The organism is Brucella sp. MAB-22 (assembly GCF_025908475.1).
In the GTDB taxonomy this organism is placed as follows: Bacteria; Pseudomonadota; Alphaproteobacteria; order Rhizobiales; family Rhizobiaceae; genus Brucella; species Brucella anthropi.
Genome location: NZ_CP109782.1, coordinates 1,450,230 through 1,467,640, shown reverse-complemented (window position 1 = coordinate 1,467,640; position 17,411 = coordinate 1,450,230). Strand labels below are relative to the sequence as shown.

Here is a 17,411-nt window from a genome sequence, read left to right as displayed (position 1 = left end):
ATGGGCAAGGCTAAAGCTCCCCGTCAGCTCAAGGACAACGAAGCGCAAGCTGTTGCCCGTACGCTGCGCGTCAGCCCGCAGAAGCTGAACCTTGTTGCGAGCATGATCCGCGGCAAGAAGGTGAATGCGGCTCTTGCCGATCTGACGTTCTCGCGCAAGCGGATCGCCGATACGGTTAAGAAGACGCTCCAGTCCGCAATTGCGAACGCAGAAAACAACCATGACCTCGACGTCGATTCTTTGATCGTCGCCGAAGCCTATGTAGGTAAGTCGATCGTCATGAAGCGCTTCCACGTCCGTGGCCGTGGCCGCGCGAGCCGTATCGAGAAGCCGTTTTCGCATCTCACCATTGTTGTCCGCGAAGTCGCGGAAAAAGGGGAGGCCGCATAATGGGTCAGAAGATTAATCCGATCGGTCTTCGCCTCGGCATCAACCGCACCTGGGATTCGCGTTGGTACGCGAATACCGGTGAGTACGGCAAGCTGCTGCATGAAGATGTCAAGATCCGCGAATTCCTCACCGAGGAACTGAAGCAGGCTGCGATCTCCAAGATCGTAATCGAGCGTCCGCACAAGAAGTGCCGCGTGACGATCCATTCGGCTCGTCCGGGCATCATCATCGGCAAGAAGGGTGCAGACATCGAAAAGCTCCGCAAGAAGCTTTCCGAGATGACCAATGCCGATACGTCGCTCAACATCGTTGAAGTTCGCAAGCCGGAAATCGACGCTACGCTGATCGCTCAGTCGATCGCTCAGCAGCTCGAACGGCGTGTGGCATTCCGTCGCGCCATGAAGCGTGCCGTTCAGTCGGCAATGCGTCTTGGAGCCGAAGGTATCCGTATCAACTGCTCGGGTCGTCTGGGTGGCGCGGAAATCGCTCGCATGGAATGGTACCGTGAAGGTCGCGTTCCGCTTCATACGCTTCGCGCCGATATCGACTACGGTACGGCAGAAGCGAAGACCGCTTATGGTATCTGCGGCGTGAAGGTCTGGGTCTTCAAGGGCGAGATTCTTGAACACGATCCGATGGCTTCCGAGCGTCGTGCGGTCGAGGGTGACAATCAGGGTTCCTCGTCGAACCGCCGCCGCGAAAACGCTTAAAAAGCGGGCCGCGGGCGAGAAATTTGGAGTAGAGAACAATGATGCAGCCTAAGCGCACCAAGTTCCGCAAGCAGTTCAAGGGCCGTATTCACGGCAACTCGAAAGGCGGCACGGATCTGAATTTCGGTGCATTCGGTTTGAAGGCCGTTGAGCCGGAACGCGTCACTGCACGTCAGATCGAAGCGGCCCGCCGCGCGATCACCCGTCACATGAAGCGTGCCGGCCGCGTGTGGATCCGCATCTTCCCTGACCTGCCAGTTACGTCGAAGCCTACCGAAGTCCGTATGGGTAAAGGTAAGGGTTCGGTTGACTACTGGGCATGCCGTGTGGCACCAGGTCGCGTGATGTTTGAGCTTGACGGCGTACCCGAAGATGTGGCACGCGAAGCCCTCAGACTCGGCGCAGCAAAGTTGCCGATCAAGACGCGCTTTATCCAGCGCATTGCTGAATAAGAGAGAGGCAACTATGAAAGCCGCAGACGTTCGGGCGAAGAGCCTCGATCAACTGAATGACGAGCTGGGCACCCTGAAGAAAGAGCAGTTCAACCTGCGCTTTCAGAAGGCCACCGGCCAGCTCGAAAAAACCGCGCGCGTGAAGCAGGTTCGCCGCGACATCGCGCGTATTAAGACTATTGCCCGCCAGAAGGCGGCCGCAAGCAAGGCATAAGGAAAAATATAATGCCTAAACGCGTTCTGCAGGGCGTTGTCGTCAGCGACAAGAATGACAAGACTGTTGTGGTCAAGGTTGAGCGCCGCTATTCGCATCCGCTCCTCCAGAAGACCGTGCGTCAGTCTAAGAAGTACAAGGCGCATGACGAAAACAACCAGTTCAAGGTTGGCGATCTCGTTTCCATTCAGGAATCGGCTCCAATCTCGAAGGACAAACGCTGGGTCGTTCTCACGAACGAAGCAGCAGGCTAAATTATAAACACGCAGCTTAGGTAGGGCAGGAGCCCTTAACCAGCTGAGAGGAAAGAAGGCGGCCAGTCATGATTCAGATGCAAACAAACCTCGACGTGGCGGATAACTCCGGCGCACGTCGTGTCATGTGCATCAAGGTGCTGGGCGGCTCGAAGCGGCGTTACGCTTCCGTTGGCGACATCATTGTGGTGTCGATCAAGGAAGCTATTCCGCGCGGCCGCGTCAAAAAGGGTGATGTGATGAAGGCGGTTGTTGTACGCACCGCCAAGGACATCCGTCGTCCGGACGGCAGCGTTATTCGTTTCGATAACAATGCAGCCGTTCTCATCGATAACAAGAAAGAGCCGATCGGCACGCGTATCTTCGGACCGGTTCCGCGCGAACTTCGCGCAAAGAACCATATGAAGATCATCTCGCTGGCCCCGGAAGTTCTGTAAGGAAGCAAGACGATGCAGAAGATTCGCAAAGGCGACAGCGTTGTCGTGCTGTCCGGTAAGGACAAGGGCCGTAAAGGCGAAGTTCTCAAGGTTATGCCTAAGGACGAGCAGGCGCTCGTTCGCGGTATCAACGTTGTGAAGCGTCATCAGCGTCAGACCCAGACCCAGGAAGCCGGCATTATCTCCAAGGAAGCGCCGATCCACCTGTCTAACCTGGCAATTGCTGATCCCAAGGACGGTAAGCCGACCCGCGTCGGTTTCCGCGTCGAGGACGGCAAGAAGGTTCGTGTCGCAAAACGTTCTGGAGCGCTGATCGATGGCTGAAGCTAAGGCACTTCCCCGCTTCAAGAAGCTTTACAACGAAAACATTCGTAAGGCTCTGCTTGAAGAATTCAAATACGACAACGAGATGCAGATTCCACGCATCACCAAGGTTGTCCTCAACATGGGCGTTGGCGAAGCCACTGGCGACTCCAAGAAGCCGGCTGTAGCTGCTGAAGACCTTGGCTTGATTGCTGGTCAAAAGGCTGTTATCACCCGCGCCCGTAACTCGATCGCAACATTCAAGTTGCGTGAAGGCATGCCGATCGGCACGAAGGTCACCCTTCGCCAGGACCGCATGTACGAATTCCTTGATCGTTTCATCACGATCGCTCTTCCTCGCGTTCGCGACTTCCGCGGCCTGAACCCGAAGAGCTTTGACGGACGTGGCAACTATGCCATGGGTATCAAGGAGCACATCGTGTTTCCGGAAATCAACTACGATAAGGTTGATCAGATCTGGGGCATGGACATCATCGTTTGCACGACCGCCAAGACGGATGATGAAGCGCGCGCTCTTCTGCGTGCATTCAACTTCCCCTTCCGGCAGTAACGGCAAGCGTAGCGAGGTATAATAATATGGCCAAGACTAGCGCAGTCGAAAAAAACAAGCGCCGCGAAAAGTTGGTTAAGCGTCATGCTGACAAGCGTGCACGTCTGAAGGCGATCGTAATGGATCAGGGCCTTCCGCTGGAGGAGCGCTTCCGCGCCACTATCCGGCTTGCCGAACTGCCGCGCAATTCATCGAAGGTTCGTATTCGCAATCGTTGCGAAGTTTCGGGCCGTCCGCGTGGTTATTACCGTAAACTGAAGATGTCGCGTATTGCGCTCCGTCAGTTGGGTTCGCTCGGTCAGATCCCGGGCATCGTCAAGTCGAGCTGGTAAGGAGTAGCATATGTCTGTGTCAGATCCTATCGGCGACATGCTGACCCGTATTCGTAACGCAGTAGGCCGCAAGAAGACCAAGGTTTCGACCCCGGCTTCCAAGTTGCGCGCTCGCGTTCTTGATGTTCTTCAGTCTGAAGGTTACATCCGCGGATACACGCAGAGTGAATTCGTGAACGGCAAAGCCGAGATCGAAATCGAACTGAAGTACTATGAAGGCGTTCCAGTCATTCGTGAACTGACCCGCGTTTCGAAGCCTGGCCGCCGTGTATACGTGTCGGTCAAGTCGATCCCGCAGGTTGCGAATGGTCTTGGCATCTCGATCCTGTCCACCCCTAAGGGTGTGATGGCTGATCATGAAGCCCGTGAACAAAACGTTGGTGGTGAGCTGCTCTGCCGCATCTTCTGATGCGGTTGACAGCGAACAGATAAAAGACAGGTATTAAAATGTCTCGTATCGGTAAAAAACCCGTGCCGGTCCCGGCAGGCGTGACCGCCAGTGTTGATGGGCAGATCGTCAAGGCCAAGGGCGCGAAGGGTGAACTCTCCTTCGTCGTGCACGATGAAGTTCTGGTCAAGATGGAAGACGGCGCTGTCAGCGTCGATCCGCGCGACCAGTCGAAGGAAGCTCGTTCGAAGTGGGGCATGTCCCGCACGATGATCTCCAACATTTTTGTTGGCGTGAAGGACGGCTTCGAAAAGAAGCTCGAAATCAGCGGCGTCGGTTACCGCGCTGCCATGCAGGGCAAGAACCTGCAGCTTTCGCTCGGCTTCAGCCACGAAGTGGTCTACGACGTGCCTGCTGGCATCACTGTTGCCGTTCCGAAGCCGACGGAAATCGTCGTCACCGGTATCGACAAGCAGCAGGTCGGTCAGGTCGCGGCTGAGATCCGCGAATATCGCGGCCCCGAGCCTTACAAGGGCAAGGGCGTCAAGTATGCTGGCGAGAAGATCGTCCGCAAAGAAGGCAAGAAGAAGTAAGGGAAGCGCGTCATGGCATCGCCAAAAGAAACTTTGCAGCGTCGCGCTGCTCGTGTACGCCGTCAGGTCAAGGCTGTCGCAAACGGCCGTCCACGTCTCAGCGTGCACCGCTCTTCCAAGAACATCTACGTTCAGGTTATCGACGACGTTCGCGGTGTTACCATCGCCGCTGCTTCGACCCTGGATGGCGACCTGAAGGGCAAGCTCAAGACCGGCGCCGACTCCGCAGCAGCTGCTGCAGTTGGCAAGCTGGTTGCCGAGCGTGCCGTTAAAGCAGGCGTCAGCGAAGTAGTGTTCGACCGTGGTGCATTCATTTACCACGGCCGTGTGAAGGCTCTCGCCGAAGCTGCCCGCGAAGGCGGACTGAGCTTCTAATAGCATTTTGTGCTTCCGGAAAAGAAAAAGGAAATCAGGATATGGCACAGAGAGAACGTAACCGCGAAGATCGCGGCCGTGAGGAGCGCGACAGCGAATTCGTCGATAAGCTCGTTCACATCAACCGCGTCGCCAAGGTCGTCAAGGGCGGCCGTCGCTTCGGTTTTGCTGCGCTCGTCGTTGTTGGCGACCAGAAGGGCCGCGTAGGCTTCGGTCATGGCAAGGCTCGTGAAGTGCCGGAAGCTATCCGTAAGGCTACGGAAGCTGCTAAGCGCGACATGATCTTCGTACCGCTGCGTTCGGGCCGTACGCTGCACCACGATGTTGAAGGCCGTCACGGCGCCGGCAAGGTTCTGCTCCGCGCAGCTCCTGCTGGTAAGGGTATCATCGCCGGTGGTCCGATGCGTGCAGTGTTCGAAACGCTCGGCGTTCAGGACGTTGTCGCCAAGTCGCTCGGTTCGTCGAACCCTTACAACATGGTTCGTGCGACGTTCGATGCTCTGAAGCATCAGATGCATCCGAAGGACATCGCTGCACAGCGCGGCATCAAGTACTCGACCCTTCAGGCTCGCCGCCATGATGTGGTCGGTTCGGAAGAGTAGCCGATAGTTTGTGTTCGTCCGGGGCCGCACAGGCCACCGGATACGCCATAGACAAGGGATTTGAGTGATGGCTGAGAAGAAGGGCAAGACGGTTACGGTCGAGCAGATCGGAAGCCCAATCCGTCGTCCAGCCGAGCAGCGTGCAACGCTGATCGGTCTGGGTCTTAATAAAATGCACCGCCGCAGCACGCTGGAAGATACTCCGGCAGTTCGTGGCATGATCGCCAAGCTTCCACACCTCGTCCGAGTTGTGGACGAGGCGTGATAGCGCAGGAGATAGAGATATGAAACTCAACGATCTGCGTGACAAGCCAGGTTCGGTCAAAGCACGCAAGCGTGTTGGCCGCGGTATCGGTTCGGGCACCGGCAAAACCGGTGGTCGTGGTGTCAAGGGTCAGAAGTCCCGTTCGGGCGTCGCGATCAATGGCTTTGAAGGCGGCCAGATGCCAATCTACCGCCGTCTGCCGAAGCGCGGCTTCACCAACATCTTCGCAAAGAGCTTCAACGTTGTATCGCTCGGCCGTGTTCAGGCCGCTATCGATGCAGGTAAGCTTGATGCCAAGGCAGTTGTGAACCTCGATTCGCTGAAGGCTGCTGGCGTGATTCGTCGTGCCAAAGACGGCGTTCGCATCCTTTCGGACGGCGAGCTGAAGGCAAAGGTTGCTTTCGAGGTAGCCGGTGCTTCCAAGGCTGCGGTCGAAAAGATCGAAAAGGCTGGCGGTAGCATCAAGCTTCCTGAAGCCGCTGCCGAATAAGGCTTCGATACAAAAATAAAAAGCGGCGGCCTCAGTGCCGCCGCTTGCACATTTATGCCAATGCGCATATCTGGGTAGGGTCTTTTTAGTCTCGAGGCGCGACCGCAATAGATTGCGCTGACGGGGGCGGAGGACCGGAGACTTTTCACCGGAGAAATTTAATGGCATCGGCTGCTGAACAGCTAGTTTCCAATCTCAATTTTTCAGCTTTCTCGAAAGCAGAAGAACTCAAGAAGCGCATCTGGTTCACGCTGGGTGCTTTGCTCGTATACCGGTTCGGCACCTATATTCCGCTTCCCGGCATCAATCCTGACGCGCTTGCGCAGGCTTTCCAGCAGCATAGCCAGGGTGTGCTCGGGCTTTTCAACATGTTCGCCGGTGGCGCCGTCGGTCGTATGGCCATTTTCGCGCTCGGCATCATGCCTTATATCTCTGCCTCCATCATCGTGCAGCTCATGACGTCGGTTGTTCCGTCTCTTGAAGCGCTGAAGAAGGAAGGCGAGGCAGGTCGCAAGATCATCAATCAGTATACGCGTTACGGCACGGTGCTTCTGGCGCTTGTTCAGGCCTACGCGATTTCCGTTGGCTTGCAGTCCGGTAACGGTATTGTCACCAATCCGGGACCGTTCTTCGTCGTTTCGTCGGTGATCACCCTTGTTGGCGGCACGATGTTCCTGATGTGGCTCGGCGAGCAGATCACTGCACGCGGTATCGGCAACGGTATCTCGCTGATCATCTTCTCCGGTATCGTGGCCAACCTGCCGCACGCTATTTCCGGCACGCTGGAACTTGGCCGTACCGGCGCGCTGTCGACGGGACTCATTCTGGGCGTTATCATTCTTGCCATCGTGCTGATTGCGGTCATCGTATTCGTTGAACGTGCGCAGCGTCGCCTTCTGATCCAGTATCCGAAGCGTCAGGTCGGCAACCGCATGTTCCAGGGCGATACGTCGCATCTGCCGTTGAAGCTCAATACCGCAGGCGTCATTCCTCCGATTTTCGCCTCGTCGTTGTTGCTTCTGCCTGCGACGGTCGCCGGTTTCGCCAACACGACAGAAATGCCGGCCTGGGCTACTACCGTTCTCAATGCACTCGGTCATGGTCAGCCGCTTTACATGCTGTTCTATGCCGCATTGATGGCATTCTTCTGCTTCTTCTACACGGCCATTGTGTTCAATCCCAAGGACACTGCTGACCAGCTCAAGAAGCATTCCGGCTTTATTCCGGGCATTCGTCCGGGTGAGCGTACCGCCGAATACATAGACTATGTGCTGACACGCATCACTGTTGTCGGCGCCATCTATATCGTGCTTGTCTGTCTCCTGCCGGAATTCCTGATTTCCGCAACCGGTGTGCCGTTCTATCTTGGTGGCACCTCACTGCTGATCGTTGTGAGCGTAACGCTTGACACGGTTGCGCAAATTCAGGGACATCTGATCGCCCATCAGTATGAAGGGCTGATCAAGAAGTCCAAACTCAGAGGTGGGAAACGCAATAAATGAGACTGATACTTCTTGGGCCGCCCGGAGCAGGTAAGGGGACGCAGGCTGGACTTCTTACCAAGAAGCATGGAATTCCTCAGCTCTCGACCGGCGACATGCTGCGTGCAGCAGTCGCCCAGCAGAGCGAGATCGGGAAGCGCGCCAAGGCCGTGATGGACGCCGGGCAACTGGTTTCCGATGAGATCGTGAACCAGATCGTTTCGGAGCGCATCGATGCGCCTGACTGCGCGAACGGTTTCATCCTTGACGGTTATCCACGCACCGTTCCACAGGCTCAGGCTCTGGGAACCATGCTGGCGGGGAAGGGCCTAAAGCTCGATGCAGTCATTGAGCTGAAGGTTGACGAGAATGCTCTGGTCAAGCGGATGGAGAGCCGCGTGGCTGAAACGATTGCCAAGGGTGGTCAGGTCCGTTCGGACGACAATCCAGAAGCGTTCCGCAAGCGTCTCGTGGAATACCGCGAAAAGACTTCGCCGCTTTCGAGCTATTATGCCGGAACTGGTGAACTGCGCGTCATCAATGGCATGGCGCCGGTTGAAGAAGTTACTGCCGAAATCGAGAGAATTCTGGTTCCGGCATGAAAATTGAAGAGGCTTGAAGAAGCCTCATTCCATTGCGGGCAGGGAAAGCGTGAAGCGTTTTCTGCCCGTTTATTGCTTCCAGAAGTTGCTTGAGTTGCCTGTCAGGCCGGTTTGATGGCTTTACGGACAGTTAAGAGTTGACTTTTTCGGGCGATTCCGTCAAAGACTGCGCCACTTCAACTGGTTTTGAATGGCGGGTATCGGCGGAAATCGAAAGAGGCCGGTACCGGTCGTTTAATGCTGTCTGGTTGATCGCATCTGCCAGATGGAAATTTTTATAACTCAAGGAGAACAGACGTGGCACGTATCGCTGGCGTCAACATCCCGACGAACAAGCGCGTTGTTATTGCGCTTCAGTACATTCACGGGATCGGACCGAAATTTGCTCGGGAAATCGTAACGAAGGTCGGCATTGCTGACGATCGTCGCGTTAACCAGCTGTCGGATGCTGAAGTCCTTCAGATCCGCGAAGCAATCGATGCTGACTACCAGGTCGAAGGTGACCTGCGTCGTGAAGTTTCGATGAACATCAAGCGCCTGATGGACCTGGGCTGCTACCGCGGTCTGCGTCATCGTCGTTCGCTGCCGGTTCGCGGCCAGCGCACGCACACCAACGCACGCACCCGCAAGGGTCCAGCGAAGGCAATCGCAGGCAAGAAGAAGTAATTTCGACGGGACATTTGTTCCGTCGGGCCTTTCCGGTGCGCCGGTTGGGTTTGATGCTGGTCCTTTCTTGAGGACCGGTGTAGCCGCTGGAATTACGGCGGTGTAGAGATCGATTGAAAGGACTGTCATGGCCAAGGAAGCCACGCGCGTTCGCCGTCGCGAGCGTAAAAACATCTCGTCGGGCGTTGCCCACGTAAATTCGACGTTCAACAACACCATGATCACCATCACGGATGCTCAGGGCAATGCGATTGCCTGGTCGTCTGCCGGTGCTCAGGGGTTCAAGGGTTCGCGTAAGTCGACCCCGTTCGCCGCTCAGATCGCTGCCGAAGATTGTGCCAAGAAGGCTCAGGAACACGGTATGCGCTCCCTCGAAGTCGAGGTTTGCGGACCGGGTTCTGGCCGTGAATCCGCGCTGCGCGCCCTTCAGGCTGCCGGCTTTGTGATCACGTCGATCCGCGATGTTACGCCGATCCCGCACAACGGTTGCCGTCCGCGCAAGAAGCGCCGGGTCTAATCCTCGTTCACATGCCGTACGAGCCTCGGGCTTTTCAAGTTCGGGGCTCCTCTGCGGTTTCTACACTTGATCGCTACGATAGGATGGTAGCGACGATTGATAGAGGGATACTTACATGATCCAGAAGAACTGGCAGGAACTCATCAAGCCGAACAAGGTAGATTTCATCACCAACGGCTCCCGCACGCATGCAACCGTCGTTGCTGAACCGCTGGAACGCGGCTTCGGTCTGACGCTCGGTAATGCTCTGCGTCGCGTGCTTCTGTCGTCGCTTCGCGGCGCTGCCGTGACCGCCATTCAGATCGATGGCGTTCTGCATGAATTCTCTTCGATCCCGGGCGTCCGCGAAGACGTTACGGATATCGTTCTGAACGTCAAGGAAATCGCCATCCGCATGGAAGGCGAGGGCCCGAAGCGCATGGTCGTCCGCAAGGAAGGCCCAGGCGTCGTTACGGCTGGCGACATTCAGACTGTCGGCGATGTCGAGATCCTTAACCCGGATCACGTCATCTGCACGCTGGACGAAGGCGCTGAAATCCGCATGGAATTCACCGTCAACACCGGCAAGGGCTATGTGCCTGCCGACCGCAATCGTGCAGAAGATGCTCCGATCGGGCTTATCCCGGTTGACAGCCTCTATTCTCCGGTTCGCAAGGTGTCGTACAAGATCGAGAACACCCGTGAAGGTCAGGTTCTCGATTATGACAAGCTGACGCTGAACATCGAGACAAACGGCTCGGTCAGCGGTGAAGACGCAGTGGCGTATGCTGCTCGTATTCTCCAGGACCAGCTGGCGATCTTCGTCAACTTCGAAGAGCCTCAGAAGGAAGCTCCGCAGGAACAGGTTGCGGAACTGGCTTTCAACCCGGCTCTGCTCAAGAAGGTCGACGAGCTCGAACTGTCTGTCCGTTCGGCAAACTGCCTGAAGAACGACAACATCGTCTATATCGGCGATCTGATCCAGAAGACGGAAGCCGAGATGCTGCGGACTCCGAATTTCGGCCGCAAGTCACTCAACGAGATCAAGGAAGTACTGGCATCGATGGGTCTCCATCTCGGTATGGAAATCCCGTCCTGGCCGCCAGAAAACATCGAAGATCTCGCAAAGCGCTACGAAGACCAATACTGAGCATTTCCTGCGGAACCGGTAACCGGTTTCGCATCCTGAAATGCCTGGAACGAAAATGTGACCGGAAATATCCCGGCTAGAACTAATTAAGGAGAAGGCCATGCGCCACGGTAATGGACAGCGTAAGCTGAACCGCACTGCCTCGCATCGCAAGGCAATGTTCGCCAACATGGCGGCTTCGCTCATCGAGCATGAACAGATTGTGACCACGCTTCCTAAAGCTAAGGAAATCCGTCCGATCGTAGAAAAGCTTGTCACTCTCGGCAAGCGCGGCGATCTGCATGCACGCCGTCAGGCTATCTCGGCTATTCGCGACGTTAAGCTTGTTGCAAAGCTGTTCGATACGCTGGCTGCTCGCTATGCAACCCGCAACGGCGGCTACATTCGCATCATGAAAGCTGGCTTCCGCGCTGGCGACAACGCGCCTCTGGCTGTTGTTGAATTCGTGGAACGCGACGTCGATGCAAAGGGCAAGGCTGACCGCGCCCGCGTCGAAGCCGAACAGGCTGCTGAAGCAGACGCAGCATAATCTGCACTGTTTCTGATTATTGAAAAAGGGCCGCCTTGAGCGGCCCTTTTTTGTTTGTTTGTTGCTGCTGTTCGGCTCTTTCGAATCGATATGTTTCAAGAAAATTGCCGTGCGGCACTTCAAGGTCACAATGTGGCCCTTTATCCTTGTCCTCAGTTGACTACATATGGACGACGAATCTCATATTTTTTCACGGAAGATATGAGTGCCCTCGGAAAGCGCGGAGTATGTGCATGAATTGGCGACGTTTAGGTGTATTGGGTCTTATGCTGACATCCATCGGGCTGGTCATGCCGCAGGCAATGTCGCAGGATGCGCCTGCGACATCTCCCAAAGAAGTGCCGCTCAGCCGCGCTGATATGCAACTTTCCTTCGCTCCTCTCGTGAAAGAGACGACACCAGCTGTTGTGAATGTCTATGCGGCGCGACAAGTGCAGGCACGGGCACAATCGCCATTTGCAGGCGATCCGTTCTTCGAGCAGTTTTTCGGGCGGCAGTTCGGGGAAAGCAAACCACGTATCCAACAGTCGCTCGGTTCCGGCGTGATTGTCGATAGTTCAGGCATTGTCGTGACGAACAATCACGTCATCAAGGATGCCGACGAAATCAAAGTCGCCTTGTCGGACGGTCGCGAGTTCGAAAGCAAGCTGCTTCTGCGCGATGAAACCACAGACCTTGCCGTGTTGAAAATTGAAGCCAAGGACAAGTTTCCAGTGTTGGGCCTCGGCAATTCCGACGAAGTCGAAGTTGGTGATCTGGTGCTGGCCATCGGCAATCCGTTCGGCGTCGGACAGACTGTGACGAGCGGTATCGTGTCGGCGCAATCCCGAACACAGGTTGGCATTTCCGATTTTGATTTCTTTATCCAGACGGATGCGGCTATCAATCCCGGCAACTCCGGTGGCGCATTGATTGACATGCGCGGACGCCTGATAGGTATCAACACAGCGATCTATTCACGTTCTGGCGGTTCCGTGGGCATCGGCTTTGCTATTCCGTCCAATATGGTCCGCGCCGTCGTGGAAGCTGCGCAGAATGGCAGCAAAAGTTTCGAGCGCCCCTATATCGGCGCGACTTTCCAAGGGGTCACCTCCGATCTGGCCGAAGGGCTTGGAATGGAAAAGCCCTATGGTGCCCTGATCACAGCAGTTGCAAAAGGTGGTCCTGCAGAAGCCGCAGGACTGAAAATCGGCGATGTGGTTCTGTCCGTTCAGGGCGTTCGCGTCGATAATCAGGATGTGCTTGGTTATCGTCTGTCGACGGCTGGCATTGGTAACACCGTGTCGGTCGAAATCATGCGGGATGGAAAGAACCAGACCATCCCGGTGAAGCTTTCCAAAGCGCCCGAAGTCAAGGAAACTGCGCCACAGGTGATCAAGGGCGATAATCCCTTCGCCGGTGCAGCTGTTCTTGTGCTGACGCCATCCACGGCTAAAAAACTGCGTCTCAAGAGTGAAAGCCAGGGCGTGGTCGTTGTTGACGTCTATTCCGGCTCGCCGGCGGCACGGCTCGGATTGCGCCCGGGCGACATTGTTCGAAGCATCAACGGAAATCCTATCCGCTCCGTGGAGGAGATGACCGCGATTCTGGATGGGGGACGTGGTCTTGCCTGGCGGCTTGAGGTGGAACGCAACGGAACGTTGTTGCGTCAGTTCGTGCGTTAAAACTGTCGGCCAGTATATCGCCAAAAGTTGCATGCCGCTTCGGGTAGCATTATGCCTGAAGCGGCATTTAATTTATCGATCGAGCGAATGAAATGAGCGACCTTTTCTCAGCAGCGGCAGACCCGAACGCGGACCGCAACCGGCCGCTTGCTGATCGCTTGCGTCCGAAGCATTTGTCGGAAGTAACCGGTCAGGAACATCTGACCGGGCCAGAAGGTGTGCTGACGCGCATGATTGCATCCGGTTCGCTCGGTTCCATGATCTTCTGGGGACCTCCGGGAACCGGCAAGACGACCGTTGCCCGCCTGCTTGCCGGAGAAACTGATCTCGCGTTTGAACAGATTTCGGCGATCTTCTCCGGCGTTGCCGATCTCAAGAAGGTTTTCGAGACTGCTCGCGCGCGGCGTATGTCGGGACGCCAGACCCTGCTTTTCGTAGACGAAATTCATCGCTTTAATCGCGCCCAGCAGGATTCGTTTTTGCCGGTCATGGAAGACGGCACTGTTATCCTGATCGGCGCCACGACGGAAAACCCGTCTTTCGAGCTCAATGCTGCTCTTTTGTCCCGGGCGAGAGTGCTTACTTTTCATCCCCATGATGGCGAGAGTATTGCAACACTTCTGACCCGTGCCGAAGAGCAAGAAGAACGTCCATTGCCGCTGGACGAGGAAGCACGGGTAAGCCTTGTTCGCATGGCTGACGGCGATGGACGTGCTGCGCTGACGCTTGCCGAGGAAGTCTGGCGTGCGGCCCGTCCCGATGAAGTGTTTACTGCCGAAAAGCTGCAGGATGTCGTGCAACGTCGCGCCCCGGTTTATGACAAGGGGCAGGACGGGCATTACAATCTGATTTCGGCGCTGCATAAATCCGTGCGGGGATCGGACCCCGACGCAGCGCTCTACTATCTTTCCCGTATGTTCGATGCGGGCGAAGATCCGTTATATCTAGGGCGGCGGCTGGTGCGCATGGCGGTGGAAGATATCGGCTTGGCCGACCCGCAGGCACTGGTCATCTGCAACGCCGCCAAGGATGCCTATGACTATCTTGGTTCGCCGGAAGGCGAACTGGCGCTCGCACAGGCCTGTGTTTATCTTGCAACGGCTCCGAAATCGAACGCCGTCTATGTGGCCTATAAAGCCTCAATGCGTGCGGCCAAGGAGAACGGTTCCCTGCTGCCGCCGAAGCATATTCTCAACGCGCCAACCAAGCTTATGAAGAATGAGGGCTACGGCGACGGCTATGCCTATGACCACGACCAGCCAGACGCGTTTTCGGGACAGGATTATTTCCCGGAAAGCATGGGCAGGCAAAAATTCTATGATCCGCCGGAGCGGGGTTTTGAGCGAGATATCCGCAAGCGCCTCGAATACTGGGCGCGGTTGCGACAGGGGCGCCAGGGACGCCGTTGAAGTTTGGAGTGGTTCTGTTTCAGCGCAATCGCTCTAACCATTGGTTTTCACGCAGTTTCGACCGCTGAAAATGCGCTATCCCCATAGTTATCCACATTCATCCACAGTTTGGGCACAGTTCGTGCCGCCGTCATATTGGCAGCGGCTTTTACTTTGCTTCTTCACGCGAGTTTGAAGGTCCCCGGAAAGGGGTGACCTGTCGTTAGAAAGGTCTTCTTAATTTTTACGCTTTATCAATCTTTGCAAAGAGACGAGGTTTTCCATGATGCGCGTTTTGTTTCTCGTCGCGCTCGTGATCCTAGGAGGCTGCGCGACTGCCCCACGGCAGGTCAACAATGTGTGTGCGGTCTTCGATCAACGCGACGGTTGGTTCAATAACTGGCAGACGGCTGCCACGCGGGTTTCGCGCGAATTCGGCGTGCCGGTTCCGGTTCTGATGGCCACAATCTATACCGAATCCGGCTTCCAGCCCTATGCACGCCCGCCACGGACCAAGATTCTCTGGATCATACCGTGGAAGCGGGCTTCCAGCGCCTATGGCTATTCCCAGGCGCTGAACGGCACGTGGGATCGTTACAAGCGGGAAACCGGTCGCTGGACTGCATCACGCACCAATTTCGCGGACGCTATCCATTTCATTGGCTGGTATCACTATCAAAGCTATCTGAAAAACGGCATCAATCGCGCCGATGCATATAGCCTTTATCTCGCTTACTATTCGGGTCACGGCGGTTACGCTCGTGGTGTCTGGCGCGGGAATGCCACGGCGCTCAATGGCGCAAAACGTGCCCAATCCATGGCCAATCGTTACGCCACGCAGTTGCGCAGTTGCGGAGGCTTCAGTTAAAAAGCGAAAGGCTGGATTCAAACTCGCATTTGAGACACCATCCGGCCTTAATCGCTATTATCATGCGACGGATTCGCTAATTGAGGATGACCATTTCATGCTGAAGAAGATCGGTATTGCCCTTTTCGCCGCCACATTTCTGGCAGGCTGCACCACCGACCCCTATACCGGGGAACAGAAGATGTCGAACACCGCAGGTGGTGCTGCGATTGGCGCGGCTGTGGGCGCTCTCGGCGGCCTGATGGTCGGCGGTTCCAGCCGTGCACAGCGCAATGCCGTTCTGATTGGTGCCGGTATTGGTGCACTTGGCGGCGGCGCAATCGGCAATTACATGGATCGTCAGGAAAACGAGCTCCGTGCACAGCTGCAGGGCACCGGTGTGTCTGTGACCCGTAACGGCGACCAGATCATCCTTAATATGCCGTCCAGCATCACTTTCGATACCGATCAGGATCAGGTGAAGAGCCAGTTCTACCCGACGCTTAATTCGGTCGCGATTGTATTGCGCAAATTCAACCAGACGCTTGTGGACGTTTATGGCCACACCGATTCGACCGGTAGCGTCAGCCACAATCAGGCTCTTTCGCAGCGCCGCGCCGCGTCGGTCGCGAGCTATCTCGGTTCGCAGGGTATCGATCCGCGTCGCTTCGCCGTTATCGGCTATGGCGCGAGCCAGCCCGTTGCCACCAACGCAACACCGGAAGGCCGTGCGCAGAACCGTCGCGTGGAAATCCAGATTTCTCCGCTTCGCGCCGCCAGCTGATTCCCTTCCAAGGGTTAATAGGCTTCAAACAACGCAGTTCTTCGATAGAAGGGCTGCGTTTTTCTTTGCTTTTCCGAATCGGTGGATGGGCAGTTTGGTTTGAATTAAGTTAATTCGTGGATAGTTCGATTATTTTCGTAATTGCTGATGTTAGAGAACGATTATAGAACAAAATTTCGGAACTGTTTTTAATCAATGAGTTAGCCCTATTGTCAAATGAGAACAAAACGAATACAAATAGATCATAGCAACGAGCCTGCCGGGCTTCTAGCGAGACAAGAGGATGGTGTAAGATGTCTCAGAATTCATTGCGACTTGTTGAGGAAAATTCAGTGGACAAGACTAAGGCTCTCGATGCGGCATTGTCGCAAATCGAAAGGGCGTTCGGTAAGGGCTCGATCATGCGTCTGGGGAAAAATGCCCCGGTTATCGAGATCGAAACTGTTCCGACCGGCTCGCTTTCTCTGGACATCGCGCTGGGTGTCGGCGGCTTGCCCAAAGGACGTATTGTTGAGATTTACGGACCGGAAAGCTCCGGTAAGACGACACTCGCGCTGCACACGATTGCGGAAGCACAGAAGAAGGGCGGTATCTGTGCATTCGTCGATGCGGAACATGCGCTTGATCCTGTCTATGCACGCAAGCTGGGTGTCGATCTGGAAAACTTGCTGATTTCGCAGCCAGATACGGGTGAGCAGGCACTTGAAATTACCGACACGCTTGTGCGTTCGGGCGCCATCGACGTTCTCGTCGTCGACTCCGTCGCAGCCTTGACGCCACGTGCGGAAATCGAAGGCGAAATGGGTGACTCCTTGCCTGGTCTTCAGGCTCGTCTTATGAGCCAGGCGCTGCGCAAGCTTACCGCATCGATCTCGCGTTCGAACTGTATGGTGATCTTCATCAACCAGATTCGTATGAAGATCGGTGTGATGTTCGGTTCGCCGGAAACGACGACTGGCGGTAACGCTCTCAAGTTCTATGCTTCGGTTCGTCTCGATATTCGCCGTATCGGTTCGATCAAGGAGCGCGACGAAGTTGTTGGCAACCAGACCCGCGTGAAGGTCGTCAAGAACAAGCTTGCGCCGCCCTTCAAGCAGGTCGAATTTGACATCATGTACGGTGCTGGCGTTTCCAAGACCGGCGAGCTGGTCGATCTTGGCGTAAAGGCCGGTGTCGTCGAGAAGTCTGGTGCATGGTTCTCGTATAATTCCCAGCGACTGGGGCAGGGCCGTGAAAACGCCAAGCAATATCTCAAGGACAATCCGGAAGTAGCCCGCGAGATCGAAACCACGCTTCGTCAGAATGCCGGTTTGATTGCCGAACAGTTCCTCGAAGATGGCGGACCAGAAGACGATGCGGGTGACGCTGCCGAAATGTAAGATCGCCGGCATCGAATGAATTATCGAAGCCCCGTGCAATTGCACGGGG

The 17,411-nt window shown here is 55.8% G+C and carries 26 protein-coding genes; all 26 read left to right on the top strand.

What is annotated here, in order from left to right; all coding sequences use genetic code 11:
• Positions 1-390, top strand: coding sequence for a 50S ribosomal protein L22 (gene rplV / locus OHI65_RS16650; RefSeq protein WP_010659918.1), 390 nt, complete (start codon positions 1-3; stop codon positions 388-390).
• On the top strand, positions 390-1,100 hold the full coding sequence (gene rpsC / locus OHI65_RS16645; RefSeq protein WP_006467024.1) for a 30S ribosomal protein S3: 711 nt from the start codon (positions 390-392) through the stop codon (positions 1,098-1,100). Before rplV ends, rpsC begins: the two co-directional genes overlap by 1 nt.
• Before the next feature lie 38 nt (positions 1,101-1,138).
• On the top strand, positions 1,139-1,552 hold the full coding sequence (rplP, locus tag OHI65_RS16640; protein WP_006467023.1) for a 50S ribosomal protein L16: 414 nt from the start codon (positions 1,139-1,141) through the stop codon (positions 1,550-1,552).
• 13 nt (positions 1,553-1,565) lie between these two features.
• Entirely contained in the window at positions 1,566-1,766 is a 201-nt protein-coding gene (rpmC, locus tag OHI65_RS16635) for a 50S ribosomal protein L29 (RefSeq protein WP_006467022.1), read from the top strand.
• Between the two features lie 11 nt (positions 1,767-1,777).
• The gene (gene rpsQ, locus OHI65_RS16630) at positions 1,778-2,020 is read left to right on the top strand and encodes a 30S ribosomal protein S17 (RefSeq protein ID WP_010659919.1); all 243 of its coding nucleotides are present in this window, start codon (positions 1,778-1,780) and stop codon (positions 2,018-2,020) included.
• A gap of 68 nt (positions 2,021-2,088) precedes the next feature.
• Positions 2,089-2,457, top strand: a complete 369-nt coding sequence (gene rplN, locus OHI65_RS16625; RefSeq protein ID WP_004683923.1) for a 50S ribosomal protein L14 — start codon at positions 2,089-2,091, stop codon at positions 2,455-2,457.
• Between the two features lie 12 nt (positions 2,458-2,469).
• Complete coding sequence (gene rplX / locus OHI65_RS16620) at positions 2,470-2,781, top strand: 50S ribosomal protein L24 (RefSeq protein WP_010659920.1); 312 nt, start codon at positions 2,470-2,472, stop codon at positions 2,779-2,781.
• Positions 2,774-3,331 carry a 50S ribosomal protein L5 gene (gene rplE / locus OHI65_RS16615; protein WP_010659921.1) on the top strand — a complete coding sequence of 186 codons (558 nt, stop codon included), beginning with the start codon at positions 2,774-2,776 and terminating at the stop codon, positions 3,329-3,331. Before rplX ends, rplE begins: the two co-directional genes overlap by 8 nt.
• 26 nt (positions 3,332-3,357) lie before the next feature.
• Entirely contained in the window at positions 3,358-3,663 is a 306-nt protein-coding gene (gene rpsN, locus OHI65_RS16610) for a 30S ribosomal protein S14 (RefSeq protein ID WP_010659922.1), read from the top strand.
• A 10-nt stretch (positions 3,664-3,673) separates the two neighbouring features.
• Complete coding sequence (gene rpsH, locus OHI65_RS16605; protein WP_007875325.1) at positions 3,674-4,072, top strand: 30S ribosomal protein S8; 399 nt, start codon at positions 3,674-3,676, stop codon at positions 4,070-4,072.
• Between the two features lie 38 nt (positions 4,073-4,110).
• Complete coding sequence (rplF, locus tag OHI65_RS16600) at positions 4,111-4,644, top strand: 50S ribosomal protein L6 (RefSeq protein ID WP_010659923.1); 534 nt, start codon at positions 4,111-4,113, stop codon at positions 4,642-4,644.
• Between the two features lie 12 nt (positions 4,645-4,656).
• Positions 4,657-5,019 carry a 50S ribosomal protein L18 gene (gene rplR, locus OHI65_RS16595; RefSeq protein WP_010659924.1) on the top strand — a complete coding sequence of 121 codons (363 nt, stop codon included), beginning with the start codon at positions 4,657-4,659 and terminating at the stop codon, positions 5,017-5,019.
• A 41-nt stretch (positions 5,020-5,060) separates the two neighbouring features.
• On the top strand, positions 5,061-5,621 hold the full coding sequence (gene rpsE / locus OHI65_RS16590; protein ID WP_006467009.1) for a 30S ribosomal protein S5: 561 nt from the start codon (positions 5,061-5,063) through the stop codon (positions 5,619-5,621).
• Between the two features lie 67 nt (positions 5,622-5,688).
• Positions 5,689-5,886, top strand: a complete 198-nt coding sequence (rpmD, locus tag OHI65_RS16585; protein WP_002967737.1) for a 50S ribosomal protein L30 — start codon at positions 5,689-5,691, stop codon at positions 5,884-5,886.
• Between the two features lie 19 nt (positions 5,887-5,905).
• Positions 5,906-6,376, top strand: coding sequence for a 50S ribosomal protein L15 (gene rplO, locus OHI65_RS16580; protein WP_012091912.1), 471 nt, complete (start codon positions 5,906-5,908; stop codon positions 6,374-6,376).
• A 161-nt stretch (positions 6,377-6,537) separates the two neighbouring features.
• Entirely contained in the window at positions 6,538-7,878 is a 1,341-nt protein-coding gene (gene secY, locus OHI65_RS16575) for a preprotein translocase subunit SecY (RefSeq protein ID WP_010659926.1), read from the top strand.
• Positions 7,875-8,459: an adenylate kinase gene (locus tag OHI65_RS16570; protein ID WP_010659927.1), complete on the top strand. Its 585-nt coding sequence runs from the start codon at positions 7,875-7,877 to the stop codon at positions 8,457-8,459. Before secY ends, OHI65_RS16570 begins: the two co-directional genes overlap by 4 nt.
• A gap of 297 nt (positions 8,460-8,756) precedes the next feature.
• Positions 8,757-9,125: a 30S ribosomal protein S13 gene (gene rpsM, locus OHI65_RS16565; protein WP_006467002.1), complete on the top strand. Its 369-nt coding sequence runs from the start codon at positions 8,757-8,759 to the stop codon at positions 9,123-9,125.
• A 127-nt stretch (positions 9,126-9,252) separates the two neighbouring features.
• Positions 9,253-9,642: a 30S ribosomal protein S11 gene (gene rpsK / locus OHI65_RS16560; RefSeq protein ID WP_002964339.1), complete on the top strand. Its 390-nt coding sequence runs from the start codon at positions 9,253-9,255 to the stop codon at positions 9,640-9,642.
• A gap of 115 nt (positions 9,643-9,757) precedes the next feature.
• Positions 9,758-10,771: a DNA-directed RNA polymerase subunit alpha gene (locus tag OHI65_RS16555; protein WP_006467001.1), complete on the top strand. Its 1,014-nt coding sequence runs from the start codon at positions 9,758-9,760 to the stop codon at positions 10,769-10,771.
• Between the two features lie 100 nt (positions 10,772-10,871).
• Positions 10,872-11,300, top strand: coding sequence for a 50S ribosomal protein L17 (gene rplQ, locus OHI65_RS16550; RefSeq protein WP_010659928.1), 429 nt, complete (start codon positions 10,872-10,874; stop codon positions 11,298-11,300).
• A gap of 233 nt (positions 11,301-11,533) precedes the next feature.
• Positions 11,534-12,964 carry a DegQ family serine endoprotease gene (locus OHI65_RS16545; RefSeq protein WP_125300183.1) on the top strand — a complete coding sequence of 477 codons (1,431 nt, stop codon included), beginning with the start codon at positions 11,534-11,536 and terminating at the stop codon, positions 12,962-12,964.
• A 92-nt stretch (positions 12,965-13,056) separates the two neighbouring features.
• Positions 13,057-14,373, top strand: a complete 1,317-nt coding sequence (locus OHI65_RS16540; RefSeq protein ID WP_125300184.1) for a replication-associated recombination protein A — start codon at positions 13,057-13,059, stop codon at positions 14,371-14,373.
• A gap of 262 nt (positions 14,374-14,635) precedes the next feature.
• Positions 14,636-15,220 (top strand): transglycosylase SLT domain-containing protein, encoded by a 585-nt coding sequence (locus OHI65_RS16535; protein WP_010659931.1) that lies wholly within the window; start codon positions 14,636-14,638, stop codon positions 15,218-15,220.
• A gap of 97 nt (positions 15,221-15,317) precedes the next feature.
• Positions 15,318-15,983, top strand: coding sequence for an OmpA family protein (locus OHI65_RS16530; protein ID WP_010659932.1), 666 nt, complete (start codon positions 15,318-15,320; stop codon positions 15,981-15,983).
• A 293-nt stretch (positions 15,984-16,276) separates the two neighbouring features.
• Positions 16,277-17,362: a recombinase RecA gene (gene recA, locus OHI65_RS16525; RefSeq protein WP_012091915.1), complete on the top strand. Its 1,086-nt coding sequence runs from the start codon at positions 16,277-16,279 to the stop codon at positions 17,360-17,362.
• The last annotated feature ends 49 nt before the right edge of the window (positions 17,363-17,411 follow it).